Origin of the sequence: Achromobacter arsenitoxydans SY8 (genome assembly GCF_000236785.1) — a bacterium.
Lineage (GTDB): Bacteria > Pseudomonadota > Gammaproteobacteria > Burkholderiales > Burkholderiaceae_B > Achromobacter > Achromobacter arsenitoxydans.
Genome location: NZ_AGUF01000055.1, coordinates 294,120 through 318,375, shown reverse-complemented (window position 1 = coordinate 318,375; position 24,256 = coordinate 294,120). Strand labels below are relative to the sequence as shown.

36 protein-coding genes and 2 pseudogenes are annotated in these 24,256 nt (G+C 65.5%); 19 read left to right on the top strand and 19 right to left on the bottom strand.

Annotated features, from left to right (window positions below; translation table 11 throughout):
• Window positions 1-12: 12 nt before the first annotated feature.
• From KYC_RS17180 to KYC_RS17155, 6 genes are read right to left on the bottom strand one after another with little or no spacing between them, the layout of a single operon-like run.
• On the bottom strand, window positions 13-468 hold the full coding sequence (locus KYC_RS17180; RefSeq protein ID WP_008164634.1) for a structural cement protein Gp24: 456 nt from the start codon (window positions 466-468) through the stop codon (window positions 13-15).
• Window positions 468-1,547, bottom strand: coding sequence for a DUF2213 domain-containing protein (locus KYC_RS17175; RefSeq protein WP_008164633.1), 1,080 nt, complete (start codon window positions 1,545-1,547; stop codon window positions 468-470). Before KYC_RS17175 ends, KYC_RS17180 begins: the two co-directional genes overlap by 1 nt.
• Before the next feature lie 16 nt (window positions 1,548-1,563).
• On the bottom strand, window positions 1,564-2,307 hold the full coding sequence (locus tag KYC_RS17170) for a phage head morphogenesis protein (protein WP_008164632.1): 744 nt from the start codon (window positions 2,305-2,307) through the stop codon (window positions 1,564-1,566).
• Window positions 2,308-2,344: 37 nt separating this feature from the next.
• Window positions 2,345-3,628, bottom strand: a complete 1,284-nt coding sequence (locus tag KYC_RS17165) for a phage portal protein (RefSeq protein ID WP_238531948.1) — start codon at window positions 3,626-3,628, stop codon at window positions 2,345-2,347.
• Window positions 3,625-5,208: a phage terminase large subunit gene (terL, locus tag KYC_RS17160; RefSeq protein WP_043518703.1), complete on the bottom strand. Its 1,584-nt coding sequence runs from the start codon at window positions 5,206-5,208 to the stop codon at window positions 3,625-3,627. The genes KYC_RS17165 and terL overlap by 4 nt, the downstream gene beginning before the upstream one ends.
• Window positions 5,159-5,632, bottom strand: coding sequence for a DUF2280 domain-containing protein (locus tag KYC_RS17155; protein ID WP_043518701.1), 474 nt, complete (start codon window positions 5,630-5,632; stop codon window positions 5,159-5,161). The genes terL and KYC_RS17155 overlap by 50 nt, the downstream gene beginning before the upstream one ends.
• Window positions 5,633-5,682: 50 nt before the next feature.
• Between KYC_RS17155 and KYC_RS17150 the strand changes: the two genes are divergently transcribed.
• On the top strand, window positions 5,683-6,228 hold the full coding sequence (locus tag KYC_RS17150) for a hypothetical protein (RefSeq protein WP_008164628.1): 546 nt from the start codon (window positions 5,683-5,685) through the stop codon (window positions 6,226-6,228).
• A 17-nt stretch (window positions 6,229-6,245) separates the two neighbouring features.
• Here the strand turns inward: KYC_RS17150 and KYC_RS17145 are convergent, their stop codons facing one another.
• From KYC_RS17145 to KYC_RS28855, 5 genes are read right to left on the bottom strand one after another with little or no spacing between them, the layout of a single operon-like run.
• Window positions 6,246-6,878 (bottom strand): putative metallopeptidase, encoded by a 633-nt coding sequence (locus tag KYC_RS17145; protein ID WP_050814899.1) that lies wholly within the window; start codon window positions 6,876-6,878, stop codon window positions 6,246-6,248.
• A 6-nt stretch (window positions 6,879-6,884) separates the two neighbouring features.
• A complete protein-coding gene (locus KYC_RS17140; RefSeq protein ID WP_008164626.1) occupies window positions 6,885-7,505 on the bottom strand; it encodes a formyltransferase family protein in 621 nt (206 codons plus the stop codon).
• Window positions 7,496-8,617, bottom strand: coding sequence for a GNAT family N-acetyltransferase (locus KYC_RS17135; RefSeq protein WP_008164625.1), 1,122 nt, complete (start codon window positions 8,615-8,617; stop codon window positions 7,496-7,498). The genes KYC_RS17140 and KYC_RS17135 overlap by 10 nt, the downstream gene beginning before the upstream one ends.
• On the bottom strand, window positions 8,614-8,790 hold the full coding sequence (locus tag KYC_RS29680; protein WP_008164624.1) for a hypothetical protein: 177 nt from the start codon (window positions 8,788-8,790) through the stop codon (window positions 8,614-8,616). The genes KYC_RS17135 and KYC_RS29680 overlap by 4 nt, the downstream gene beginning before the upstream one ends.
• The gene (locus tag KYC_RS28855; protein WP_081478054.1) at window positions 8,771-8,974 is read right to left on the bottom strand and encodes a Com family DNA-binding transcriptional regulator; all 204 of its coding nucleotides are present in this window, start codon (window positions 8,972-8,974) and stop codon (window positions 8,771-8,773) included. The genes KYC_RS29680 and KYC_RS28855 overlap by 20 nt, the downstream gene beginning before the upstream one ends.
• A 154-nt stretch (window positions 8,975-9,128) precedes the next feature.
• On the opposite strand from KYC_RS28855, the gene KYC_RS17130 reads away from it, so the two are divergent.
• The gene (locus tag KYC_RS17130) at window positions 9,129-9,578 is read left to right on the top strand and encodes a hypothetical protein (protein WP_008164622.1); all 450 of its coding nucleotides are present in this window, start codon (window positions 9,129-9,131) and stop codon (window positions 9,576-9,578) included.
• A gap of 34 nt (window positions 9,579-9,612) precedes the next feature.
• Here the strand turns inward: KYC_RS17130 and KYC_RS17125 are convergent, their stop codons facing one another.
• From KYC_RS17125 to KYC_RS17105, 5 genes are read right to left on the bottom strand one after another with little or no spacing between them, the layout of a single operon-like run.
• Window positions 9,613-10,242: a hypothetical protein gene (locus KYC_RS17125; RefSeq protein WP_008164620.1), complete on the bottom strand. Its 630-nt coding sequence runs from the start codon at window positions 10,240-10,242 to the stop codon at window positions 9,613-9,615.
• The gene (locus KYC_RS17120) at window positions 10,232-10,729 is read right to left on the bottom strand and encodes a RusA family crossover junction endodeoxyribonuclease (RefSeq protein ID WP_008164618.1); all 498 of its coding nucleotides are present in this window, start codon (window positions 10,727-10,729) and stop codon (window positions 10,232-10,234) included. Before KYC_RS17120 ends, KYC_RS17125 begins: the two co-directional genes overlap by 11 nt.
• Entirely contained in the window at window positions 10,726-10,950 is a 225-nt protein-coding gene (locus KYC_RS17115; protein ID WP_008164617.1) for a hypothetical protein, read from the bottom strand. The genes KYC_RS17120 and KYC_RS17115 overlap by 4 nt, the downstream gene beginning before the upstream one ends.
• Window positions 10,947-12,116, bottom strand: coding sequence for a DUF1376 domain-containing protein (locus KYC_RS17110; protein ID WP_008164616.1), 1,170 nt, complete (start codon window positions 12,114-12,116; stop codon window positions 10,947-10,949). The genes KYC_RS17115 and KYC_RS17110 overlap by 4 nt, the downstream gene beginning before the upstream one ends.
• Window positions 12,113-12,721, bottom strand: a complete 609-nt coding sequence (locus KYC_RS17105) for a hypothetical protein (protein WP_008164615.1) — start codon at window positions 12,719-12,721, stop codon at window positions 12,113-12,115. Before KYC_RS17105 ends, KYC_RS17110 begins: the two co-directional genes overlap by 4 nt.
• A gap of 50 nt (window positions 12,722-12,771) precedes the next feature.
• On the opposite strand from KYC_RS17105, the gene KYC_RS17100 reads away from it, so the two are divergent.
• Window positions 12,772-13,428, top strand: a complete 657-nt coding sequence (locus KYC_RS17100; protein ID WP_008164614.1) for a hypothetical protein — start codon at window positions 12,772-12,774, stop codon at window positions 13,426-13,428.
• On the opposite strand, the pseudogene KYC_RS17095 reads toward KYC_RS17100, so the two are convergent.
• Window positions 13,421-13,945, bottom strand: a pseudogene (locus KYC_RS17095) (DNA cytosine methyltransferase); the annotation flags it as partial. The gene KYC_RS17100 and the pseudogene KYC_RS17095 sit on opposite strands and share 8 nt — an antisense overlap.
• 128 nt (window positions 13,946-14,073) lie before the next feature.
• Window positions 14,074-14,673 carry a hypothetical protein gene (locus tag KYC_RS17090; RefSeq protein ID WP_008164605.1) on the bottom strand — a complete coding sequence of 200 codons (600 nt, stop codon included), beginning with the start codon at window positions 14,671-14,673 and terminating at the stop codon, window positions 14,074-14,076.
• 59 nt (window positions 14,674-14,732) lie between these two features.
• On the opposite strand from KYC_RS17090, the gene KYC_RS17085 reads away from it, so the two are divergent.
• Entirely contained in the window at window positions 14,733-14,927 is a 195-nt protein-coding gene (locus KYC_RS17085; protein ID WP_008164604.1) for a hypothetical protein, read from the top strand.
• Between the two features lie 52 nt (window positions 14,928-14,979).
• On the opposite strand, the gene KYC_RS17080 is transcribed toward KYC_RS17085, so the two are convergent.
• Entirely contained in the window at window positions 14,980-15,261 is a 282-nt protein-coding gene (locus KYC_RS17080; RefSeq protein WP_050814898.1) for a helix-turn-helix domain-containing protein, read from the bottom strand.
• Window positions 15,262-15,363: 102 nt separating this feature from the next.
• Here KYC_RS17080 and KYC_RS17075 point away from each other — a divergent pair, with 102 nt between their 5' ends.
• From KYC_RS17075 to KYC_RS17010, 15 genes and pseudogenes are all read left to right on the top strand, one after another.
• Window positions 15,364-16,020, top strand: a complete 657-nt coding sequence (locus KYC_RS17075; protein WP_043518752.1) for a LexA family protein — start codon at window positions 15,364-15,366, stop codon at window positions 16,018-16,020.
• 30 nt (window positions 16,021-16,050) lie between these two features.
• Complete coding sequence (locus KYC_RS17070; protein WP_100148332.1) at window positions 16,051-16,437, top strand: hypothetical protein; 387 nt, start codon at window positions 16,051-16,053, stop codon at window positions 16,435-16,437.
• A gap of 144 nt (window positions 16,438-16,581) precedes the next feature.
• Complete coding sequence (locus KYC_RS17065) at window positions 16,582-16,962, top strand: hypothetical protein (protein ID WP_238531947.1); 381 nt, start codon at window positions 16,582-16,584, stop codon at window positions 16,960-16,962.
• Between the two features lie 189 nt (window positions 16,963-17,151).
• Window positions 17,152-17,361 carry a hypothetical protein gene (locus tag KYC_RS17060; protein WP_008164591.1) on the top strand — a complete coding sequence of 70 codons (210 nt, stop codon included), beginning with the start codon at window positions 17,152-17,154 and terminating at the stop codon, window positions 17,359-17,361.
• The gene (locus tag KYC_RS17055; protein WP_043518694.1) at window positions 17,358-17,714 is read left to right on the top strand and encodes a hypothetical protein; all 357 of its coding nucleotides are present in this window, start codon (window positions 17,358-17,360) and stop codon (window positions 17,712-17,714) included. The genes KYC_RS17060 and KYC_RS17055 overlap by 4 nt, the downstream gene beginning before the upstream one ends.
• Window positions 17,711-17,995, top strand: coding sequence for a DUF3846 domain-containing protein (locus KYC_RS17050; RefSeq protein ID WP_008164586.1), 285 nt, complete (start codon window positions 17,711-17,713; stop codon window positions 17,993-17,995). Before KYC_RS17055 ends, KYC_RS17050 begins: the two co-directional genes overlap by 4 nt.
• Window positions 17,992-18,207: a hypothetical protein gene (locus tag KYC_RS17045; RefSeq protein ID WP_008164584.1), complete on the top strand. Its 216-nt coding sequence runs from the start codon at window positions 17,992-17,994 to the stop codon at window positions 18,205-18,207. The genes KYC_RS17050 and KYC_RS17045 overlap by 4 nt, the downstream gene beginning before the upstream one ends.
• Before the next feature lie 16 nt (window positions 18,208-18,223).
• Entirely contained in the window at window positions 18,224-19,024 is an 801-nt protein-coding gene (locus KYC_RS17040; protein ID WP_008164581.1) for a RecB family exonuclease, read from the top strand.
• Window positions 19,025-19,027: 3 nt separating this feature from the next.
• On the top strand, window positions 19,028-19,246 hold the full coding sequence (locus KYC_RS17035; RefSeq protein ID WP_008164579.1) for a hypothetical protein: 219 nt from the start codon (window positions 19,028-19,030) through the stop codon (window positions 19,244-19,246).
• 2 nt (window positions 19,247-19,248) lie between these two features.
• Window positions 19,249-20,436 carry a hypothetical protein gene (locus KYC_RS17030; RefSeq protein WP_008164578.1) on the top strand — a complete coding sequence of 396 codons (1,188 nt, stop codon included), beginning with the start codon at window positions 19,249-19,251 and terminating at the stop codon, window positions 20,434-20,436.
• A gap of 10 nt (window positions 20,437-20,446) precedes the next feature.
• Window positions 20,447-21,349 (top strand): annotated as a pseudogene (locus KYC_RS17025) (recombination-associated protein RdgC); the annotation flags it as partial.
• Window positions 21,350-21,382: 33 nt separating this feature from the next.
• Window positions 21,383-21,595, top strand: a complete 213-nt coding sequence (locus KYC_RS29905) for a DNA translocase FtsK (RefSeq protein ID WP_274428603.1) — start codon at window positions 21,383-21,385, stop codon at window positions 21,593-21,595.
• Between the two features lie 9 nt (window positions 21,596-21,604).
• Entirely contained in the window at window positions 21,605-23,389 is a 1,785-nt protein-coding gene (locus KYC_RS17020) for an AAA family ATPase (RefSeq protein ID WP_008164569.1), read from the top strand.
• Window positions 23,386-23,751, top strand: coding sequence for a hypothetical protein (locus KYC_RS17015; RefSeq protein ID WP_008164568.1), 366 nt, complete (start codon window positions 23,386-23,388; stop codon window positions 23,749-23,751). The genes KYC_RS17020 and KYC_RS17015 overlap by 4 nt, the downstream gene beginning before the upstream one ends.
• Window positions 23,748-24,254, top strand: a complete 507-nt coding sequence (locus KYC_RS17010) for a hypothetical protein (protein ID WP_008164566.1) — start codon at window positions 23,748-23,750, stop codon at window positions 24,252-24,254. The genes KYC_RS17015 and KYC_RS17010 overlap by 4 nt, the downstream gene beginning before the upstream one ends.
• Window positions 24,255-24,256: the final 2 nt, after the last annotated feature.

Genomic DNA, 24,256 nt, shown 5'->3' with positions numbered 1-24,256 from the left:
CGTCGCGGACGATTAGGGAGTAGCGGGGGCTTGCGCGAACGGCGCGTGCAGTTCGATCAGCGCGATCTTGCCGCCGGCCACGTCGACCACGCCCGAGCGGAAGACGGCATTCGGCACCGCCGTGGCGCCGGCGTCCGACACCGTGCCGTCGGCCGCGCACTTCACCGGGCCGTCCTTGGTGACGGCGCCGCCGCTGGTGACCAGCGCCCAGCCGCGGCGCACGCGCAGCACGCTGACGGCGTCGAACTCGCGGTAGCCGCCGTCGCGGGGGATGGTGTGCGTGTGCAGGGCCAGGCCGCGGATGCGGGAGCCAGGCCCTGCAACGATGCGCTCGTTCGTCGTGTCGCCCACGATCACGCCCGGCGGGATGGCGCCGGCGGCGGCGCAAGTTTCAACGTCGTCGTAGCCAAGGTCCGCCTTCATGCCGGCGTAGGCAACGTCCATGCGGTCGTCATAAACGGGGGGCATTATTCGCCTCCTTGCTTCAGGTTCGAAAGATAGGATTGGCGGGCCGAGCGGGCCGAGGTCGGCGGCTCGACGCCGTCAGCGCGTTCCTTGCCGGTGGGCGCCGGCTTTTGGCCACCGCCCAGCTCGCGGCGCTGATTCGCGACGGCATCCTGGCGGGCCTGGGCGTCGTTGACGGCCAGGTCAAAGGCCGCCTCCACGTAGCCGTCGGACTTGCCAGCCATGTCGAAGGAATCGCCGCGGATGGCCTTGATGACGCCCTCGCGCAGCACGCGGTCGGCAGTGCCCGCCTTGAATTCCACCTTATGCTGGGCGGCGGTGGCTTCCAGCTTCACACGCGCCAAGGCCGCGCCCTGCGCATCCTCGCGGGCCTTGGCGATGCCCGCCTCAGCCGCGTCGGCACGCGCCTTTTCACTGTCTGCCCGCGCGGCTTCGGTGTCCACCTTGGCAGTGGTTGCCTTCAGCTCGGTACGCAGGCGGTTCAACTCCTGCTCGACTTCCGGCGCGGCGTCATACGACAGGCCGGAATCGAGGCGGATCTTGACCATGCTCATGTCATTTTCCTCTTCGGTTTTCGTTACGGCGTCTGCCGCGTCAAGGTTGAGCCGCGCGTTGCCGGCGCGGCCACGTTTCACCACCGCCAGGTGGTTGTATCGGATGTTTCGCTGGACGGCGTCGTAGCGCTCACCGTTGGGCGAGACGCCGGGCGTTTCGTCCAGCTCGAGCTCGTAGCCGAGCGACAATTCCTTGTTTCCCGCGTCCACCGGAGCGGTGTCGAAGATGTGGATATCTCCAACCATGTCATCGCCGTCCTGGCGCCCCCCGGAAAGCGCGGTCCCGACGATATGCTGACGCACGTTCTTGGCGGTCACCTTGCCCGGGTGGCCGTCCGTGACCGGCTTGCCGCGCAGGCTGGCCATGGAATCGGCGTTGAAAACTTCATCAGGGGGCCGGTACTCGCGCCGGGTTCTCCCTCCGCCATCGCGGTATTCGAAAACGCCCGTGCGGGTCAGCACCGGCGTATCAACGAGGTAGCCCTCGTCTGTGCGGGTGGCCTTCAAAGGCGCCCGGTCGTATCGCATAACCATGGTTCTATCCTCAGTGGACTATCAGCCCGTCCAGGTCATCTAGCGCGGGCAAGACCGCCTCAGCCCAACACCGGCAGCGGATCGGCTTGCCCGGGTGCCCGTCGGGCGGCGGCTTGTCCCATTCGAATTCTTGCCCCTCGCGCGCAATGTGCTCGTCGCGCTCACGCTCGTCCAGCACGCCGCGCCAGCGGTATTTCTTGACGCCGATGTTGGTCTGCCGGTACTCGGTAAGATCCCCGTTCAGCTTGCCGATCTGGTCCCGGGCGATCAGCTCGGCGCGCTTGCGTGGCAGATCGTAGGTCTGCCGAACTTCTCGGGACATGTCGCGCAGGGACGTACCTTTGCGCACCGCCGCCACCACGCGCCCGTGGAGAGTGTCCAGATACTGCTCAGGAATGGACTTGATCAGACCGATGTTTTCGGATTCCCACGGGCGCAGTACCTTAGCCAAGCCAGGTTCGGCCTTGAACACGTCGACACCGTACGCGCGGCGCAGCAGCCTGTGGTACTGCTCCTTGTTGTACTTCTCGACCCGCTGGGCGACCATCGCCGCAAGGCCCTGCGCGTTCCCGTCATCGACAGCCGCGGCGCCCAGCGCTTCCATGAAGGCACGGCGCAGTGACTCAAACCACCCGTCGTCGCCTGCGGGCGTGTTGCGAAGATCGTCCTCGCGCAACACGCGAGGCAGAACCGGCAGCACGTGGCGTTCGACGGCCAGGATGGTCGCCTCCGCCAGCGTGCGCAACGCGCGCATGTAGTCGCGCTCGTTGCCCAGGGGAAACCGCCATTGCTTAGGTTTCCGCGGCGTACGACTTCGCCGACTGGCCGCTGGGATTGGGGATGAGGCCATAGCGCCCGTTCTCCTTCATGTACGCAAACGCCTGCTCCGGGCTCAGACCGTTGTCCACCGCCGCGCTCAGCGCGTCCATTTCCCGGGCTTCAGCTTCGGCGTTGACCTTCCGGACTTCCGCCGTCTCCTTCGCCGTGGCTGGTTTGAGGGCCGGCCAGGAGATGGACCAGGCCTCTCCCTGGCCCTTGCCTTGGCGTTCCAGGCCCCTCTGCGCGCGTATCAACGACACCACGCGCTCAAGGGCGGGGTTGATCTTCACTTCGCGGCCCATGGCCACAGTGTTGTAAAAGCCCTCGAGGTCGCCGTCCCCTGTGGCGTTCAACCCCGCGGCAGACCGCCCAAAAAGCGAAGTCACCGGGTACCCGCTTTCCGAGGCCACCGCGACCTGGAACTCCGCCAGCGCGTCCTTCACCCCGCTCATGTCCGTACTCAGGACCTGGTAATCATCCTCGGAGTCCACGGCCACGCCATTGAGCGCGTTGCGGACGGCATCGACCATTTCCACGCGCTTTCGAACCACATCCTCCAGCTGCGCCTCGATCGCTTCAGCCAGGCCTTTCATCTTGTGCACTGCCTGCTGCTTTTTCTCCAACAGGCGCAGCGACCAGCGCAGACCTTCGCCGTAGCGTCGAATCGCGCGAAAGGCCCGGGTGACGGCGGGCCGCCCCGCCCAGGGGATTCCTTTGCGGTTGAGCTTCGCCGGCAGCGGATCCCCTGGAACCTCGATCAGCCGGCTTTCGTGGACCAGGAATTCGGCGGAGGGCACGCCGGCGGCCTGGGTGCGCACGCGGTAAAGTTCCGGCATGCCATAGTTGGCCTCGTTCGGGTCGGAATAACGCTTCTCGGTCGCCGACACGTCGTCCAGGGTGAACACCTTCAGCTCCAGCAGCTGCACCAACCCTTCCAGGTCCAGCGGCTCACGCAGAGAGCGCCCGTCCTTGGCTACGATCACGATCGCCCCGCCTCCGGTCAAACGCGCCCAGCGCCAAGCGTCGGCGAGCGCCGGCAGCGCCTTCAGGCGGTCCAACTCCCCGCGCACGCGGTCATCGCCCGTGATTTCCACGCCGCGCGACACCGCCGTGTCCGGGATCATGTCCACCACGCGCGCCGGCAGGCCGCCCTCGGCGTACATCGCCAGGTCATCCAGCCCACTCAAGCCCGCGGCGCCTGCGTCGAGCATCGCAGATCCCAGCACCGCGCTGAGGTAGCCGTCTTCGTTCATCATTTGCTTGCCAGCGCCTGGAAGCGCCCTAGGTTGCTGCCCGCCGTGGCGAGCATGTCGTTGATGGCATCGACCATCGGGTCGACCTGATCGTCGTGCGCGTGCGTGTCATCCGCCGTGAAGGCCTCGCACTCGGCCACGAAGTCGGCCACCCAAGGCGCCTCTTCCGGGATGCAGACCAGGCCCGCCTCGATGTAGCTCTGCACGTCCATGAGCCGCGTTAGCTTGTCCCGGTCGCGCTGCACGCCCTTGACGGGGATCTTGCCGTCCGCGCCCACGTCCTGAATCAGACCGGTCCCGCTTGACTTGTCCTCGATGACGAGCTGGCGCAGCGGCGCCGACAGCTTCGGGTTGAACGGCTTGTTCTTGACCCAGAAGTCCACGGCGCGCCGCTTGAGTTCCGGCGCCTGCCATTTCCCACGCAGCAGGTCCAGCAGGTAGATCTTGCCGTCGTCACCCAGGCCCCAGCATTCGAAAACGCTGTAGTCATTCCGTTCGGCCGTTTTCTGGGCCGTGTCGGCGAACACCTTGCGGGCCGTGAGCCTCGGCGCCACGATGTACCGCCCGAACCAGGCGCCCTGGATCAAATCGCCGCCTAGCGGCGCCGGGCGCTGCTGATACTGCGCCGAGAAGACGTAGCGACTGATGCGCCCGCCTTCCTTGTCGGCGCCCGCGCCCGCCTCCATGGCGAGCAGCTCCGCCAGCGGCTCCTTGTAGGGCCAGTAGCTGAACCGCCCCTTTTCATCCCGGGCGCTGCTGTCGACCTTCGCCTGCAGCTCGGCCGGCAAGCCGGTCACATACGCGTCGTCGATGAGCGCCGGGATGACGACCTGTTCCCAGTCCGGCCCGAGGTTCCCGGCCTCAATGAAGCCAGTCACATCCTCCTGCGCCAGGCGCTGCATGATCACGATGATCGGCGTGTCGGGGTTCGCCCGACGGCTTTTCACCGTTGCGATCAGATCGCGGTTTGCCTTGGCCCGGCGCGGCTTGCTGTAGGCGTCGCCGACCTTGAGCGGATCGTCGATGACGATGGCGCCCTGCCAGCCTTCCGCCATGTGGCCGGCGCGAAAGCCGGTAATCTGGCCGCCAAGCGACACCGCGTAGACGCCGCCGGCCTTCCGGCCGTTGACCTCGATGTTCCAGCGTTTCTTGCTCTTCGCGTCCGCGGCGACCTTCAGCGGCCACAGTTCCTGGAACTCCTCAGACTGGACCAGCTCCTTGGCCGTCTGCGAGTTCAGCAGCGCCAGATCGTCGGAGTAGCTGATGTGCAGGAACCGAGCGCGCGGGTTCAGCGCCAGGCCGCGCGCCATCAGGTTGATGGCGACCAGCTCGGTCTTCGACGAGCCCGGGGGCACGTTGATGACCAGGTTCTTAATACGGCCGTCGATGACCGCCTGCACCTTCTCGGCGATCAGTTCGTGGTGCCAGTTGACCCGGAACTTGATGGCCTGGCGGTGCTTGAAGAAATACCGACTGAAGAACAGGTGGTCCTGCTCGCACATGGCCTTTGCCGTGGCGCGCAGGACAGCGGGGTCAATAGTCGCGGTTGAGCTCGGCGACGGCGGCGGCGACTTCTTTTCCATCGACCACCACCGCTTTCTGTTCTATGGGGCCGCCGCCGGCGCCCGTGTGCTCCCGCCTGTTCGTGAATGCGCCGCCCACCTCCTTGGCGGCCTGCTCCAGCACGCCGGCCGCGCCGACGACGTTGCCCCGGCTGATATGCCGTTCGTAGATCTTGCCGAGGGCGCGAAGCCGGAAGGCCTGGTCCGCGATGGGAATCTCGGCCACCTCCTCCCGGAAGCGCTTGCGCGTCGCTTCGAACAGGTCCGCCCACTTCTTCGCCAGTTTCTGGCCGGCGACCTTCGTCGGGTCGTACTGTGCGACCTGCATGCGAGGGACGTCCAGGCCGAATTCCTCCCTGACTGCTTCCGAAACCTGCGACGGTGTGTCGTAACATGCCAAGGCTTGCACAATGAAGCGCTTGGCTGGTTCGGAAAGCGTTGTCATTGCGCAAGGTCCTAGATGCAGCCAAGTTTTTGGGCGGAGGAGACAAAATTATGGACACCGTCTGGGTGAGCCTTGCAGGCGCCGCGTTTGGCGGCATCATCGCGGCGGGCAGCGCGTGGTTGACTAATTCGGGGCATACGCGTCGGTTGAGAATTCAACTCGAACATGACCGCGAGAAGTTAGCGCGCGAGCTTCGGCGCACCTGCGGGGAGGATCTCTATCAACTGGTGGACGCGTGGCAGAGGAACGTTACCCAATACCATTTAGTTCATTGGCGCGTCCTAGCAGGAAAGCTAACGCCGGACGATGCGCACGAACTCCTGCGCGACGAACTCAAATCGAGTCCTAGCAATCTCGGTCGTATTGAGATGCTGATCAAGGTGTACTTCCCAATGGTCGAACCCGCATACACGGCAACCCTATCCGCTCGGGGGGCAATCAATGACGTGATTTTCGCCTTCGAGCGCAGTTTCAAGGCCACGGGGAAAGCGTCACGAGAGCACTTTGAAAACCTGGAAAGATTGCAGCCTGGGTATGACGCCGCGGTCAATCAATTGAATAAGGCCATCATCGACGAGATACGCGCCACCAGGTGATCGCCCTAGCCCGCCGCTTAACAACATCCACAAGCCCGCCCAATATCCAGCCGCGACGCGGCCGGCGCGGCGCTGGCGGCGGCGGCCAGCCGCTGAACATCTGTCGACGGCCCATACTTGGCCACAACACCCAAGAATTCCTCAACGTCGTGCCCTACGATGCGCAGCTTCGGCCGGCCGAGCTTGTCGAAGGCAGGCGCGCCGTAAGGATCAGATGCATGTCCGATATGGTAGAGCTCATGCTCCACCAGCGCGCAGAATTCCGCGTCGCTACAGGTCGCGCAGTAGTCTGCGGCAAGGGTAATCAGGAAGGCGGGCACGCGGCCGAACCACTCGATCATCTGCTGTTCCTGGCGGGCTTTCTGCCAGCCTCCGGCGCGAAACATCACTTGCTCGGCCTGGCCCAGCACCACGCGCCCGGCCTTCAGGAAGCCTGACGACGCCCACAGGAACGCCAGATCAGCGTCAACCAGGTGAGCGTGGTCTGGGTTGTGGAGGGGGCCGCCAGAGTCGAGTATCACCCCCTCGGCCCATTCCAGTAGCTCGGGCGCCGGTGCCAGCAAGCCGCCGGCGGCCTCCGCGCGCGCCAGCCAATTGGCAGGCGGCCGCGGCCGCTGTTGCACCCCCGCCTGCCCCCGCCTTCCTTTCATGCCGTATCACCCTGATGTGTCTGCCAGCCTTGCACCGCTGAATGCTGGCTCCCAGCTGGCCAGGTCTTCATCTTGTGCCAGCCCGGCCAACTCCTGACCGCGCGCCAGGCGCTCCAGCGCCTCGGAGAACAGCCGTAGGCCCAGCGGCGCCAGGTCGCGGCGCCAAAGGGCTGCAGGGGTGTCCCCCGGCCGGACGTGGCACCAGTCCTGGGAGACAATCGGGCCCGTGTCGGCGCCATCGTCCATCCGATACAGCGTGCCGCCGGTGACAGCCTCGCGCATATGCACGGCCCACCGTATGGCGTCGCGCCCGCGGTGGCGCGGCAACAGCGACGGGTGGTAACCCAGCGCGCCGTGCCTTGCCCGCGCCCGCGCTGCCGCGTCGATGAAGCAATGGGCGTGCGCTGCAAGCAGCACGTCGCAGCCGGGCGGGACGTCTTGCGCAACAAGCCGGCCGCGCACCGCGCGCGCCGGCACCCCCAGCTGCTGCGCGGTCGCGTAGAGGCGGTCGTATTCTTCGCCCACAGAGGGCGGCGCTGCGACGGCCAACACCTGGTGGCCCTCCGCGATGCACTGGCGCAGCAACGCCGCGCCCAGCCACTTCTGGCCCACGATCATCACGCGCATGTCGGCTCCCCCAGGTAACGGAAGCCCTGCACGGCGCGGAAGTGGCCACCGTACCCGCTGCCCGCCGTCGTCCGGCCCTTGCGCTCCGCGCTCCGCAGCTGGGATGCCGCGGCGCGCGCCTTTTGGCCGCCATACAGCGAGCCGGATACCTGCGTCCACCGCGCGTCTCGGCGCAACGCCGCAGCGAGGCCCGGGTGACTGGTATGGAATAGCGACCGCAGCGGCAGGCCGTACCGGTTCTGTCCTGCCAGCCAGGCCGCGCAAACGGCGTTCAGGAAGCGCATGCCCACGCCGGCGCCCTGCCACTCCGGCATGACTACCAGGCGGCACGCCCGGGCCTCTACCAGGCCCGGCCTGGTGCTGACTGCCAGGTGTGCGACCGGCTCGCCGCCGATCCACGCGACGTAGTTGCTGGCGGCGATCATCTTGGGCAGCTTCAGATAGTGATGCGGCTCAAAATGTGGCCACCAGCGCCAGTCGGTCTGCTCGATTTCCACGTCCAGGCGGGGCCGGCGTCGAACCGCCCCCCGATCAAACTGGCCGGTGGCGGTGTCGAACACCCAATCGGGTTGTAGCCAATCCAGCACGTCATAGTGGCAGGACAGCAGCACAACGCGGCCACCCGTGCGGCGCCACGCCTTGGCGAAAGCGCCCGCGCCGACGCGCGCAATCTGCCGGTCGACCACCGAACTGAACTCGTCAATGACGGTCAGCGACGGCGCTTCGACGACCAGGCGGGCCAGGTTGGCGCGGAACTGCTCACCGTTGGATAGAACGCCATAGGGCCGCAGCCATGCGGGCACGCTGCCCAGGCCGACCGCAGACAGCGCGGCCGTCACCTCGTCGAAAGCGCCAGCGGGCGCGATCGCGTCGATGATTGGCATGTCCGCCGGCCACGCCGGCGCGTACAGCGGGGCCACGGCGCGGCCGATGCTGGTCTTGCCCGACCCCGATGGGCCAACGACAACGCCAATGCGCCAATCGCCGTCGTCTATCGGCAGATCCACGTCCAGGTCGAACGCGGCGCCGGAATCGACGTTGAAAAGCGATTTCACCCTCTCGGCGCGGTAGCTGCCGGCGTCGACGCACCGATGCTGAATGGAAACTTTCATACGGCTACCACCTTCAGGCGATAGCCCTGCGCGCGCAGCTCGTCGAACACGCGCTGCTGATGACTTTCGTCATCGCACAGCACGATCACGCCGAAGCGCGGTTTGTACTTGAAACCGTTGGCGCCCGGCTGCTTTCGCGCCGGCGCCGCGGTGTTATGGCCGCTGGCCTCCATGCTTGCCTACCTCATCGCTGGATGCTCGGTGGCATGCTGGATTGTGGCTCTGGGCGCTCTCGGCGCTCTGGGCCATCGAAAATGAATTCACGGTCTTGCACCGTGAACACTTGATGTTGAGCCGGACATACCCGGTCGATTCCGCGAGCTTGCGCCCGCAGCTCGTGCAGCGTAGTTCTTCCATGAGTGACTTTGCAGGTGTGGTACCGTAGCCCCCGCCTGTACAGGTGGGACGGCCTCGGGTCGCTCACGGCCTTTACCCGTGGGTCGGCTGTCGGCGAAGCGGTTGCCGCCGCTTTGCCGTCGCCGTCTTCTTTCAAATCTCGAAGGATCTCGCCATGCGCAAGTTCTGGATGACTGCCGCGTTCGCGCTCCTGATCGCCACCACCGCCCAGGCCGCTGAAGAGGATTCCCGGGCGCGTGCGGCCCGCGGCCATGCCGTATGGGCTGCGTTTGAATGTAGCGTGCTTGCGGCGCACCTAAAGAACGGCGCCGAGCAAAGCAGGCTTTTCGCTTACGGCCTGGCCCAAGGACGACAGTTCATTCAGGACATGCAGGAGAAGCGCATTAGCCCCGCCGATATCAACACCACGGTGCCAATGGGCGTGCTCAACAACCTCGAGGGCCCATCCCCCGATTTCATGCTTGGCCGGATTTATTCGGCGGCATCCGAATTCGCCCTCAAGGACGTGTTCAGCCTGGGCGGGCAGTGGCTGGATGACGCCGGGCAGCGGTCGCGCGCCAGCGCGAAGTTCGCAAGCCAGAACTGCAACCTCGTCGGCCGATAGCAAAACGCCCCGACCAAAAGGCCGGGGCGTTTCTTCAGGGCGTACTTGCTACGAGTCTGGGCGAATTCTGCTCATCTTGTCCCACATTGTCAAGCGCGGTGGGCGTGGCACCGCCCTCCAGGTCCACCACAATATCCGCATCCCGCATCTGCACGTCCAGGCGATTCAAGGCCGCGCGGCGGGCGCCCTCTACCAGCACGCGATAGGCCGACGACAGCCGGCCAATATTCGACTTCGGTAGGTCGAAGCGGTCGGACAGGTCCCTGATTCGAGGCCGCCCGCGCAGAATGTTCGTCACCAGCAGGTCCACCAGCTCGCGCATGGGACTGTCGGCCGGCGCGTCGGGGTTCAGCCACTCCGATACCCGCCGTGCGCTGGCCGCGCCCTCTTCGCCGGCGCCATACTGCGCCCGCAGGATGTGGAAGCCAACGCCATCCCCCAGCGTGCGCCCCAGCACCTTGGAGATAAACACGGCCTGCGCGTGCCAGTCGTGCGGCGTGAGCCCCGACAGCGCCTTGCGCTCGTAGTTCACGTCGAAGCGATCCTGCAGCGCTTCGCAGATCAGCTGCGTGGGGTTCTTGGGTTCGATGGGATAGGCCAGCATGAGGTAGGCCACCGCGATGGCGTGCTCGGGGCACGAAAAGGTTCCGGCTTCACGGCGCATGCTTTTTCGCTCCTTGGGCGGGTTCCAGGTGTTCAAGAAAGGTCACCACGACCTTGACGCCCGGCACGGCGCCGTAGGCTTTGGATTTGCTGTCCTGTACGACCTGGACGTCGTCGCGGTACACGACGCCGTTCAAGCCGTCCTTGATGGCCTTCTCGACGTTGTCGGCGTCCGGCTTCACGGTGGGCGCAATCTCGCCGGCGGCAGCGCGGCGCTGACGCACGCCGGACCAGGACTGCGGAATCGGCATCACGATGTCCAGCTCCAACCGTATCGGCCCGGTATAGGCTTCGCGCCCTGCCATAGCCTTGGCCGCGGCCAGCTTCACCAGGCTTTCGTATGCCGCGGTTGCCTCCGGTGTGTAGTGGCGCGTGAACACCCGCGCCGCGCCTGTCTTCGGGTCCCGGCCAATACGCGAACTGGACTTCGCGCGGCCCTTTCCCTTGGGCACGCCGGGGACGGTAAATACGATCGGTTCCAACATCATGCTTCCTCGCTGCACTGAACGCGCAGCCATTCGATACGCGCGGCGGCCTTTGCCTCCGGCGCGGGTTGGTATTCCGGGCACTGCCGGGGGTAGTTCGGGCTGACGAAACTGCCGGGGCGGTCGACCATGAGGGCGCAGCGGCCCAGCCCCAGCTCGGCGAACTTCGTGGATTCGCGCAGGGTGAAGCGCTCGCAGCAAACGCACTGGACGGCAACGGTCATGCGTGCACCCCGAAATCGGCGCGCAAACGGGCCTTGTCCTGGTCGGAAAGGTTCGCAGCGGCATGGACGCGGAGCTTGAACGCGGGAAACGGCTCGCCCTCGTCCTGCACAATGCCCAACGCAGCGCCCTTGGCTGAGATGCCCGATGCCGTAGTCGCCCAGGCCAGCGGATCTGCAAGGCCAGCACCGGTGGCGGGTCTGGTGCCGGCGGCGCTTTGACCTTCGGGCGGGTTCAGCACCTTGGCGACGAAGACGTCCAGGAACCCCGCGTTCACCGGGCTCTGGTCTTCTGCCGCGTCCCGCTCGGCCACGGCCAGGTGGTACGCCTCGACCAGCTTCGCGCGGGTCAAGCCCAGGCGCTCCCAGGCAATCAGCCGGGCGTCGGTGCTAACAAACTTCGACCGTTTGCCACGCACCTGTTCCAGGCTGTTCAGCAGCTTGGCATAGCCAGCCGCACACTCTTCCTGAGCGGCAAGCCATTGGGCTTCCGACGGCGGCGGGTCGTCTGCAGGGTCGCGTGCGCCCGCGAGAGACGCCGCTGCCGCTATATCTTTTTTATTTCCTTCTCCCTGTCCCTGTCCCTTAAGAGGGTTTTCCGGTGGATTTCCAGCGCGCTGCTTTTGGCTCTTCCGGATTCTTCCGCCGGAATCGGTCAGACTTTCCGCCGGAAAGAGTTCGCTTTCCAGCGGAAGTCCGGCGGCTATCCAGTCCTCAAGCGAGGGAACAATCCAGGGTGAAAGTTGCTGCTGCTCGCGCTGCTTGTTGGCCTTCCGGACACGGTCCACCAGCTTGTCATGGGCGTGCTTATGCTTGGCTTGCCAAGCGTCGCGAGCCTTCTCCGCCACCACGGGGTGGTACAGGCGCCCGTCGTCGCATTTCACCCAGCCGTACAGCGCCCCCTCGCGGTTCTTGCGCCACTCGGCCACCACGCGGCCGTACCCGGCAAGTGCCGCAAGTGCCTTGTCGTCGTCCGGCAGGCTTGCCGCCGGCACCTGGTGCCACGCTGCGCACCACAGCAGGACGGCCGCGCGGAATTCTTCGGCCCCCAGCTGGATGGCCAGGTCGCTGTCACGTAGGCGCGCCACATCCAATGGCATGAAGGCGAAATCGCGGAGGTCGCAGTCGGGCGGTGTCAAAGGCGCGGGCAGCTGCTCGAAATCTGTCATGCGGCCCCCATCTGCTCAAGACGCGCGAACGCGTCCCACATGCGCAGGCTGGCCAAGCGCGCGATATCCACGGCCGCGGCGGGAGTGACGGGTGTGGCCTCACGGTTCGGCGAGGCACGGCGCACACATTCCACCCGCATAGCGTCGCCGACCGGACGGGGGTAGCCGCCGCGGTCCAACAATAGGACACCGCTCTTGGCGCTGGGCAGCGCCGCGAGCAGATCCGGATGCCATATCTCTTTGGGCAGCGCGTAATAGTGCTTCCAGACCTTGCGGGGCCAGTCTTTGGGCGTGCTCTTGTAACGCGCTGGCCGGTAGATCCGCTCGGGCCGCAGATCGTTCGACCAATCGCTGTAGCGCATCTCAGTGACGGTCGGCCAATAGCCGAGGCGCTCGCGGTGCCACCACTTTTCCTTCTTGGCATCGGCTTTCAGATCCGACCGGCTGATCTTGATCTCGACGTCAATGACCCGCAGGTTCTCCGTCACCACCAGCAGATCGCATTCATGCCCGGTCCAGGTGCAATTCGGCACGACAACCAGGTACTTCCTGTTGAACGTCTGGCGCGCCAACGCGCCGGCGATGACATTTTCAGACCAAGTCATGTCGCCTCCCTAGCCGCGCTAATATGGCGCCGCACCATAGGAGACGAGCTATGAAAGCAACGACTGCCGTTCGCTACTGCGTCTGGGGCATCGCCCTTGCGTCCGTATCGTTCTTCGCCACCATCGGGGTTGTAACGGTGGCGTTCGCGCCAAAAGGCGCCGCCCTTACCCCCACCAACACCGCCTCGGACATCGCGGCGTGGATCCAGGCGGTAGGGTCGATCGCAGCCATCATCGGAGCTTTCCTTATTGGCGAGCGACAGGCGAACAGAGCGCGCTACGATGCGGAGGACGCTCGCGCTAAGGACGAAAAAAATAAGCAAGATGCCCAACTTGCGGTAATCATCCTCCTCCACCGCTTCGGCACGCGCTTTGAAGCTGCGAGTGAACCGGGCATGTATAGCCTGCGGTATGAATGGGAAAGAACCTTGAAGAACAATGTTCGAGCCGCTCTCACCGCATTCGATGCGATGCCTTTGCACGAATTGAATTGCAGCGCCCGTGTACTCGCCGCAGCCCGAATACGAAGCGCCGTCCAATCGATCTATGACGTTACCGCAAGCAATGTAGAAGACATCGTCGCGATGAGCGATCCAGATTCGGACGCGGCCTTCCAAGCTATTTCCGATGAAATAGAAACGCAATCCCTCGAGCTTGAAGACGCATGGACCGACATCGCAATCCTGTGGAAAGTTCTTCCTAAATGACATACTCAACTCCTCCGCGTACCGCCAATGCCATCGCGATCGGCCGTACCCAAATGGGTGTTGACGACAACTGGAACGATTCGCCGGCACGTGACAGCAGGATGGCCCGGCCGATTTCCTCGGCCATGGCAGTCGCCGCTTTCTTCGGCACGGCGTTGCCGATACGCTCACGATGGGCGCTGTCCGACGAGCCTTCCATCTGGAACGGCGCTCCCTGCTCCTCGACTTCGGCGTAGTCGTCCGGGTCGTACAGGCTCTGCAGGGCGGCCAGCTCCAGCGTGGTGAAAGGCCGGTGCCAGGTGCCGTCCTCGGCGATGATGCGGCACACCAGCTTGTCGTTCGCCGCCGGCAGCGAGCGCGGATCAGCAACCGACCATGACCCGTTGTCGTGGCAGGCGGACGCCGATACGGCGCCGATGTGCTTGTCCCAGGCGGCCACGCCGTATTGCCCCGCGGTCAGGTAGTGATCGCCGCGCTCGCGCGCCAGGCCGGGCCGCGGATCGGCCACGCCGGCCGCATCCACGTCGATGCCGCCGAGACATACCATGCGCCCGCGCAGGCCGGGGATTTCCGGCTTGGCGTCCTGCATGCCCGCTGCACCGACGCCGGCGCCCGAGAACAGGTGAAAGTGGTGGATATCGGAAATCATGACGGGTCAGCCTCCTTTGCCGGCACGTCGACGCCGGCGTGCGCCATCTGGCGCTCGATCGACGCGCGGACGTTGCGCGCTGCCACGATGGACTCGGACACCTCGCGGTGCGCCGTGACCATCTGCGCCGGCGTCGGATCCACGTGCAGCAGCGCCACTGCCGCGGCCGCCGCCTCGGTTTGCTCACGCATGAGATTGGTCACCTGCCCTTGGGCCAGCCCCTCGCCAGCCTCGAGCGCCAGCGTGCGCACGGCCAGGCCCAGCGGGCGCAGGATATCGTCGACGCAATGCCGGCGCCGGTCGTGCGGCATTCCGGCCAGCACGGACGGAATGAAATTGGATGGCAGCAGGTTCGAGTCCTTGGACTCGTCGTCCAGCCAACGGAACACGCGGTCAGCGTTCACCTTCAGGCGCCCGAAGGTGTCCTGGGTGTTCGGCTCGAAGCGAATGCCGGTGCTGGCCGGCCCGTTCAGGCGTTCGTGAGCCGCGACTATGTGCTCTGCCATCGTCTCGCGGGACCAGTCCATGGACTTGCGCCAGGCCGACGTGTGTTCCCGCAGGATGGCGATCAGGGTTTTGTGCGATTCATGTCGCATGCGTCAGATACTCCGGGCAGTTACATTCCCACCACAGCAGCGAACACCGGGAGAGAAAGATGGCAATCGGGGAAAGAGGGAGAGCGGAGCGGGCCACGCAGGCGCTGCTGAAATTGGCAAAGGAAATCGCCGACAGCGTCATCGGCGAGGCGGATCAAGCCACCGTACGTGCGGTGTTCGACCGGCTGTGCATGGAAACCGACACCGGACCAGATCTGGAGCCCGCCGCCCAGCAGACGACTACGTACCACTAGCAACGAGGCGGCTTGCGCCGATGCCCGACCGCGGCGGCGCACGAGGGCGCGGCTACGCATGCCCGGCCCCACTCCCGCCAAGGCCGGCCGCAACGACAGGCGGGCGATCAGCCTGGAAGGGCTCAGCGGTTACGAAACGTTCGGGATAGATAATCTGCGTCTCGCTGACCTGACCGCCATATACCTGGGACAGCTTCTCAGCGAGATCCTTGGACGGCACCTGCTTGCCGCGCTCGATGCGGCTCAGATTGCCGGGGTCAATGCCTACCGACGTGGCAACTTGTTGGATCGTCAGGCCGCGCTTCTCGCGCGCCATGCGCAAAGGAGTGGTCATGAATTCAGTCCATAAATTATGCGTGTGACGCATATTAATCCCAATGGCATATATGCGCAATGCGCTTTGCGCCACACGCAGCTGCAACGGGACAATTCCGCCATGAGCCTCGGGGATAACATTCGCCAGCGACGCAAAGCGTTGGGCTGGACGATCTTGGAACTTGCGAACCGCATCGGTAGCGATGTCGGGAACGTGTCTCGCCTCGAGCGCGGGAAGCAGGGCTATAGCGATGAGATCCTCGGCAAGATTGCCGCGGCCCTCGGCTGCCCCGTCTCAGAACTGTTCCTGAACGTCCCCAGCGAATCCAACAATGTGGAACTGACTGCCATAGGCAGCCGCCGCATCCCCGTGCTGAGCTATGTTCAGGCGGGCGCCTTAACGGAATCTGTGGTCCCCTACACCAACCCCGACGACTGGCTACTTACCGACCTAGACCTATCCCGCTCGGCGTTTGCCCTTCGGATAAAAGGGCTGTCGATGTACAGCCCGATGAGTGAAGAATCTTTCAACGAAGGCGACCTGGTCGTCATCGATCCGTCCGTGGAGCCACTGCCCGGCGATTTCGTCGTGGCCAAGAACGGCGACCACGAAGCGACGTTCAAGAAGTACCGGCCCCGCGGCCTCAATGAGAAGGGCGCAGTGGTGTTCGAGCTGGTGCCCCTGAACGCCGACTACCCGTCGATCAGGTCCGATTACACTCAGGTTCAGATCATCGGCACTATGGTGGAACACCGCCGGTACCGGAAGCGCCGTTGACTTCACGGCAGCGAGGGCATGCGACAAAAAATGAAGAAACCGACCAGCATGGCGGATCGCCGCAAACAGACTCAGCGCAAATTCATCGCTGGCCTCGCCCTGGCCGTAGTCGCCGCGGCGATCGCGACCATGGCCGGCAACAATAAGGCCGACAAAGCGCCGACCGGCCCCACGCCGGCATTGTCCGAAAACGCCGCCATGGCGGACTGCCAAGCCGCCACCAGGCAAAGCGCAAAATTCCCGTCATCCGTGAGCTTCGGCACGTTCGGCGGGGCGGCACAAACCAGGAATGACGCGACTGTCGTGGTGCGCCTGGATTTCGAAGCGAAGAACGGATTCGGCAACCTCCTGCCGCAACGCGCAATCTGCGTTTACCCCCCTTCTGCTGCGCGCTCCGTATCCATCGAAGATAGATAGCCGGCCGTCACACAGCCCGCCGCGCGCCAAGGCCGCCCTCTAGGGGCGGCCTTTTTGCTTTCCCTGCAAAAAATGCGCTTGACGCATTTATAAATTTGCGTATCATGCACTTCCATGTATGCGTATTACGCAAATTCGGAGATCATGATGCAAGCCCAGACTGTTCTGCCCGAAGCCGCGCGCCGGGACGACGCAACCCGGACGGCCGACCGCGGGTATCTCGCCCGCGAGGACCGTGTCAAACGCATTCCCCTGAACGACGCCGACATCCTCAGCGTTCTCTTTGACCTGTTCGCCGGTCGCACTTCGGCCGCCTTCGGCGAGACGCTGGAATGGTGGAACGAAACCCTGCAGTGCGACCTGGGGCCCCGTGCCACCGCCGGCGTCGCTCTCTCGGCATTGAGCAAGTGGACCTTCGACCAGCGCGCGGGCACCGATGGGGTCGCCGCGCTGCGCGCCCAGCTCCTGCAGCGCGCCCACATGCTGATCACGCGCTCCGCGTCGCACAACGGGGAGGCCGCCTGATGCTCGGATTCCTTGTCGTCGGCGTCCTGGTCCTCTACGCCGAAGCGCGTGGGTTCATCGCGGCCCGCCGGAAGGGACGCAAATGATCGCCGCCGCCCTCTTTCTTATCCCCCTCGCATACGTCCTGGCGCGCGCCGGCGACGCCGTCATGGCACGCCTGCGCAAGGCCGATTCTTGGAGCGCACAAGCATGACTGCCGCAACCCTTTGGGTGCTGCTCGCCTTTCTCCCAACCGACCACGGCCGACCGCCTGTCATGGTGCTCGAACGCTTCGCCAGCCAGGCCGAATGCCTCGACGTGCTCGCCGTCTTCCCGCCTACCACCCGCGTCACCTTCGACTGCATGCCCAGCCGGCAGATCCACGCTGGCGCCCTCACCACGGAGAACCGCCTCCTATGAATGCACCCCAGCAACTTCCAAGGACGAGCGATGTCCAGCAGGATGCGCTTGACCACATCATGCGCACCGCGCGCGCCAGCACAACGCAGACGCGACGCCTGCGCTGGATCGCGAGCCGCGCTGAAGCCGCGCTGCAGGGCCGGCCCTACATCGCGGCCGAACACGATCAGCCCAAGATGGCCAACGAGGCAGCGCTGCAGACGAAGAACCACCAGCTGCGCTTGGCCAACACTCGAATGCGCGTCGCGCTGGCGCAGATCGCCGGCGGCTCCATGGGCATCCTGGACCGCGACTTCGAGTTGGCGCAGATCGCCCAAGCCGCGCTCGACGCCGAGCGGGAGGTCCGAGCATGAAACCCACCCGCAAGCTACTCCGCGCCGACGGCGCCGAAACCGAGCTGCACGGGCCGCATGCCATCCAGGACGTCTGCCAGATGATCGGCGCTGACGCTCTGGACACAGTCCGCCTCGCCGACCGCGTACACGTGATGCTAGTCGACGACGAAGGAATTCTGAAAGACCTGCCCGTCAATCCGGCGGCCACGCGCCTCTACCAGGACGCCCGCGGCATTCCCCACCAGATCCGCGGTGACGTCGTGATCGTGCCCGACTCCGACTACGCGAGGTGCGCATGAGCATCCGGCGCATAGCCGCCCGCTGGCGCCGCGCACGGCGCGCCGGTCGGGATTTGGACCTGGTCGCGTATGCGGCCGCGCTTGTCGGCGGCACGGTTTACCTGGCCGCGATGACCGGGGTGCTGGGCCCCACGCTCGACGCCGCGCCGCAGGCGATCCCCGCCTCCCACTATTCAGCAGACGCCGCCTCCGCGGCACACGCCCCCTACTGACCCCGGAGTTCCCACAATGCAACGAATTATCCCAATCCGGGCGTCCAGCCTGGCCGAGCTTTTCGACTGCCCCGCCCGCTGGGAAGCCAAGAACCTGCTGGGCATGCGCATGCCGTCTTCCGGCGCCGCGCGCCTCGGCACGGCCATCCACGCTGGCACAGCCGCATTTGACCAAGCCAAACTGGACGGCAACCCCATCTCCCCCGACGATGCCGCCGGCGAACTGATCAAGGCCCTCTACGACACCGATGAGGAGGTCGATTGGGAAGACGCGCAGCCAAGTGACGCCGAACGCATCGGTCTGGCGCTGCACACGCGCTACTGCGCGCAGATCGCGCCACACCAGAACTACGTCGCCGTGGAGCTTACCTGCGACCGCATGGAGATATCGGATCTGGGCATCGCGCTCACCGGCACAACCGACCGCGTCCGCCGTACCGCCAGTGGCGAGCTGGGCATCGCCGACCTCAAGAGCGGCGCCCGTGCGGTCGGCTCGGACGGCACGGTCACCACCGCCGGCCACGGCCCGCAAATGGGTGTCTATGAAATCCTCGCCCAGCACGCCCTTGGTGAGCCGGTCACCGCGCCGGCCCAGATCGTGGGGCTGCAAACGGGAAAGACTGCAGCCGCGCAGCGCGTGGGCACAGGCGAAATCACCGGCGCGCGAGTGGCGCTCGTAGGGGACGAAAGCAGCCCCGGTCTGCTCCAGCACGCCTCCCACCTCGTCCACAGCGGCAGCTTCTACGGCAATCCCAAGTCCGTGCTCTGTTCGGGCAAGTACTGCCCGCGCCACCCCTCCTGCAAATTCAAAGGCTGAACTATGCCCCTCCACCCCGTCAGCCGCGACGTGTTCGTCCGGCGCACCGACCCCGCCGGCAAGCGTCCACCGGTCATCACCCAGCATCTGGCATGGGACGCCACGCTTTTCCTGGCCAGCCAGGTCAAGCAATACGACACCGACGCGAAGCCCGAAGAACGCCAGAGCATTTCCATCGCAACCGCCGCGGACTACCGCGCCCACCAGCAGAAAGGACGCTGATCATGACCCAGACCACCACGCTTGAGCAGGTCCGCCAGCCTGCGCCCTCGACGGAAGTCGTCAACATGTTTTCGGCGGCGGGCTTCGCCCTGGCCCAGCGCATTGCCCAGGCCTACCAGACTGCGAACGCCGTGCCCGCCGCATTCCGTTCCACCATTACCAAGCGGGAAAAGCAGGGCAACGAGTACTACGACGTCGAAGTGCCAAACCCGGCCGCGCTCGGGAATTGCATCGTGGCCATCGAAACCGCCCAGGCGGTTGGCATGTCCATCACGGCCGTCATGCAAAACGCCAATGTCATTGAAGGCCGGCTGTCCTGGAGCGGCAAGTTCGTGATTGCTGCCATCAACGCATCGCGCCGGTTTTCCCCGCTGCGGTTCCGCATCAAGAACCGCGGGCGCATTACCGCCTCGTACAAGGAAAAAGGCCAATGGAACAGGGACCAGCGCCGGTACGACATGGTCGAAAAATCTGTCGAGATCGACGACATTGAATGTGTCGCCTGGGCCTATGTCATGGAAGGCGGGCGCCGTACCGAAGAGATCATCGAAGGCACGCCCGTCAGCATCAAGATGGCGGTCGAGGAAGGGTGGTACAGCAAGCCGGGCAGCAAATGGCAGACCGAACTGAAGCATCTCATGCTGCAGTACCGCGCCGGCTCGTTTTTCGGAAACATCCACGCCCCCGACATCGTAATGGGCATGGGCCGCTCCACTGAGGAGATCGAAGACGTCATCGACGCCGTACCAAACACCGGCGACAGCATCGAAGTCAGCGTCGAGGAGCTACGCCGTGCGCAAGCGGCCCGGCCCGCAAGCAGGCCTGCGCCCGCCGACGTCACCGACGTGGAGCCTCGCGACGCCCAGCCTGAGGCCACCCATACGAATGCTAAGGCCGAGGCCGATGCGCTGGCGCAGGGCGCGGCGGCTGATGCCACCACCCCTCAACCGGGGCAACCAGATCCCGCGGCCGAGGATGTGGGCCTGGACGCTGCCAAGGTGGAAGCGCAGATAAATGCGGCCAAGGACATCCAGGTCCTCGACCTGGCCGGCGACTCCATCGATGGAGTCGCGGACCTTAGCGAGCGGGCTCGCCTCCAACAGATCTACCAGGCACGCCGCTTGTCCATGACTTCGCAGCAACAGCGCGCCGCCGTCACGACGCGCCGCCGCATGGCCGCGCCGGAATAAGGGAACAGCCATGTTTAAGAACGCCAAGATTTATCGGCTCACTTCTGCTCAGCCCTTCTGGAACATTGACGCCCTCAACGAACACCTGGCGGCCCGGGCGTACGTACCGGCGGGCGAACTGCAGCGCGAATCGGTCGGCTGGGTACCGCCGCGCGAAGGTGCCGAACTGGCGCACGCGGTCAGCGGCAAGCTGCTCCTGTCGCTGCGCGTCGAATCCAAGTTGCTGCCCGGCAAAGCCATCAACCAGGCCACGGCCGCCCGGGCCCGTGAGTTCGAGGAGAAGGAGGGTTACAAGCCGGGCAGGAAGCTTGTGAAAGAGATCCGTGAGCGCATCGTCGACGAGAAGCTGCCCACGGCCCTGACGCAGTATGACGACATCCGCCTCTGGATTGACCCGATCGAGCGCTGGCTCATCATCGACACCAGCACACCGTCGAAGGCGGACGCAGTCATCGGACTTCTGGCCAAGTCCATCGAACCGTTCCCGCTCGAGAACCTGTATGTCGCCATGTCGCCGGCCTCCGCTATGACCGGCTGGCTGGCCGAGGACGAAGCACCGGCGAACTTCACTATCGACCAGGACGCCGAGCTGCGCGCCTCGGGCGCCAGCGCCGCGGTCGTGCGCTACGTCCATCACTCGATCGACGCCGACGAAGTGCGCCGTCACATCCAGGGAGGCAAGCAGTGCACCCGCCTGGCCATGACCTGGAACGATCGCATTTCGTTCGAGCTAACCGAGGACCTGGACATCCGCAAGATCCGGCCGCTAGACACGCTCAAGGAGAACCACCCGGCCGAAGACACGGACGCCGAGGTTTTCGATGCGGAATTCCTGCTGATGGCCGGCGAGATCGCCAAGCTGTTGGCCGAGCTCGTCTACGCGCTCGGCGGCGAGAAGCAGATCCCCGAATCAGCTTCTGCGGCCGCTGCGCCGACGGCGGGCCACTTGCCGCTCGAAGGCGACAGCGACGACGCCATCGACCCGCTCTACACCGACGCCGTCATGGTGGTGCGCAAACATCGCCGCGCCTCCATTTCCCTTGTTCAGCGCCACCTGCGCATCGGCTACAACCGGGCCGCCCGTCTCCTCGAATCCATGGAAACGGCTGGCCTGGTGTCCGCCATGACGTCCAGCGGCAGCCGCGAGCTGCGCGCCTAAGGAGCCCCCATGCGAATCAACCGCATTACCATCGAAAATTTCCAAGGCGCTCGCGCCGTTGATCTTGACCTGGGCACTCCCGTCGCCCTTATCGCCGGCCCGAACGGTGCCGGCAAATCCAGCATCGCGGAGGCCGTGCGCCTGGCCATGCTGGGCACCCCAGAACGTGTCGGCCTCAAGAAGGAATTCTCGGCGCTCGTCACCGATGGTGCGAAGCTTGGCGCAGTCACGCTGGACCTGGACGAAGGCGCCATCGGCATCGGTTTGCCGAAAGGCACGCAGTCGGGCGAGGCACTGGTGCCGCAGTCCCCCGCCCTGCCCTTCGTGCTGGCCCCCGATCGCTTCGCTGCTGCCAAGCCGGACGAGCGTCGCACGCTGCTGTTCACGCTCATGGGCACGAAGGTCAAGCCCGACGATATCGAACGTCGTTTGGTGGCGCGCGGCTGCGCAGCAACCCCGGTGACGCAAATCAAGCCCATCCTGCGCAGCGGCTTTGCCGCCGGCGCGGAACATGCCAAGCAGGAGGCAACTCAGGCCAAGGGCGCATGGAAGGCCGCCACCGGCGAACAATGGGGAAGCCAGAAGGCAGAAGGATGGGCCGCCGAGATTCCGCCGTTCGACCAGGCCGCGCTGGTAGCCGAGCGCGCGACGCTGGCCGGCGTCGACGCGAAGCTGGAGCAGCACACCAAAGCCCTGGGCACTCTCGAGCAAAAGGCCAACGCCTATGCGGCCGCACGCGATCAGATCGCGGCCCGGCAGGCGCAGGCCGCAAAGCTGCCGGCGCTGCGCCAGAAACTGGAATTCGACCAGGCCGAATGCGCCAACCTGGCGGCCAAGATCGAAGCCCTGCAGGCCAAGGCCGGATCTGGCGCGCGCGAAGGCCTCATCCATGAGCTGGCCGACTGGCTGTACAGCGCCCTGAATTTCATTGAGGCGGAGGGCGGCGGCTTCGAAGCGTATGACGTGGCCGATGCCGCCCTGGGCAAGTATGTCGCGCAGTATGGCCCCATTGACGGCAAGGGCGATCCGGAGGCCGTCGCGGCCCTGCCGAAGGCGATCGAGGCCCGCGACCTGATGGCGCGCAGCGTCGAGAACGACCGGCGCGACATCGCCGCGGCAGAGGCCACTGAAGCACAACTGCAGGATGCGGCCGCACCGGAGGCGATCCAGCCCGCCGACGTGGAGGCCGCACGAGCCAAGGTGGCCGCACTGCGCGCTGAACGCAAGGCCGTCGACGACCGCGTCCAGGCCCTGCTGAACGCCAAGCAGGCCGCCGCCGGCGCAACCGAGCGGACGCAGAACGCTACGCGCTACCACCGCGAGGTGCTGGCCTGGCTGGCAATCGGCGACGCGCTGTCGCCCGATGGCATACCGGGCGAGATCCTGTCCGAGGCATTGCAGCCCTTCAACGACAAGCTGGCCGAGCTGGCCACTATCGCCGGCTGGCGCGTGCCCGAGATCGGCGCCGACATGGGAATCACCTGGGAGGGCCGCCCATATCGCCTGCTTTCGGAATCCGAGCGCTGGCGTGTTGACGCTCTCGTCGGTGCCGCGCTGGCCGTGGTTTCCGGCCTGCGCTGCCTGATCCTGGACCGCTTCGACTGCCTGGACCTGCCGGGCCGCGCCGACGCGCTGGCCCTGGTCGACGCGTTGGGCGCCGACGGTCACCTGGACACCATCCTGGTGCTGGGCACGCTCAAGGCGGCACCGCAGGCCCCTTCCGATGCCTTCACGGTTCATTGGCTCGACCAAGGCCATTCTTCCGGCCCCGCCAGGCTGAAGGAGGCCGCATGACCACCATCCGCCACCATTCCAGCGAAATGCAGACGGCACGGCGCATGGCCGCCGAGCAGTTGCGCCTTCTGGGGGTTCCCCTGAAGCAGTCCACCAGCAGCGCGCAGATGGCCGAATTGATCGCCGAGCGCATGGGATGGGCAGTCCCGGACTTTGACGCCGGTGCGCTGCTGCCCTTCCTCACGCGCTTCCTGGACGTCAGCCGCACTGGCGTTACCCCGCCGCCCTATCGTCCGGTCGTCCGGCGGCCCGTGCGCTTCGACCTGGCGATGCGCACGATTGCGGCCCGGGCGGCCGGCGCACAGCCGCACCTGACGCATGCCGCCAGCAACGTGATCACCTGGAGGGAACTCGCAGCATGAGCTTTCATACGACAATTGCCCGCCTGCGCGAAGCGACGGCCAGTCACGTCCGAGGAGAGGCGCCGGAAACCTGCCGCGTTCAGCGCGAAGACCTGCACATCGCCCTGCACGTTATTGATCGGCTTGATAGCGATCTGCGGCAAGCCGGCGCCCTGGTTCATGGCGCCGTACATGCCACACGCCCCCCCGTAGTCGGAGAGGCGCAGGCGGTAGCGTGGGAGACGAACGGGATCAGCCCAACGAAAGACCCCGCGCTGGTAGAAACTTGGCGCGGGCTAGGTTGGGACGTGCGCCCGCTCTATGCCACGCCCCTGGCCAGCGAGGCGGTGCGCGATGCGGCGCTGGAGGAAGCGGCCCACGCTTGCGAGTACCGAGCCGGAATGCGTGGGCCGGGCGCATATACCGCCCTAACGGCTGTCGCTGAATCCATCCGCGCCCTGAAGTCCCGCGCCGCTCTGTCCGCGCAACCGGGTGCGCAGAAGACGGGAGGTAGCGATGCGTAGTG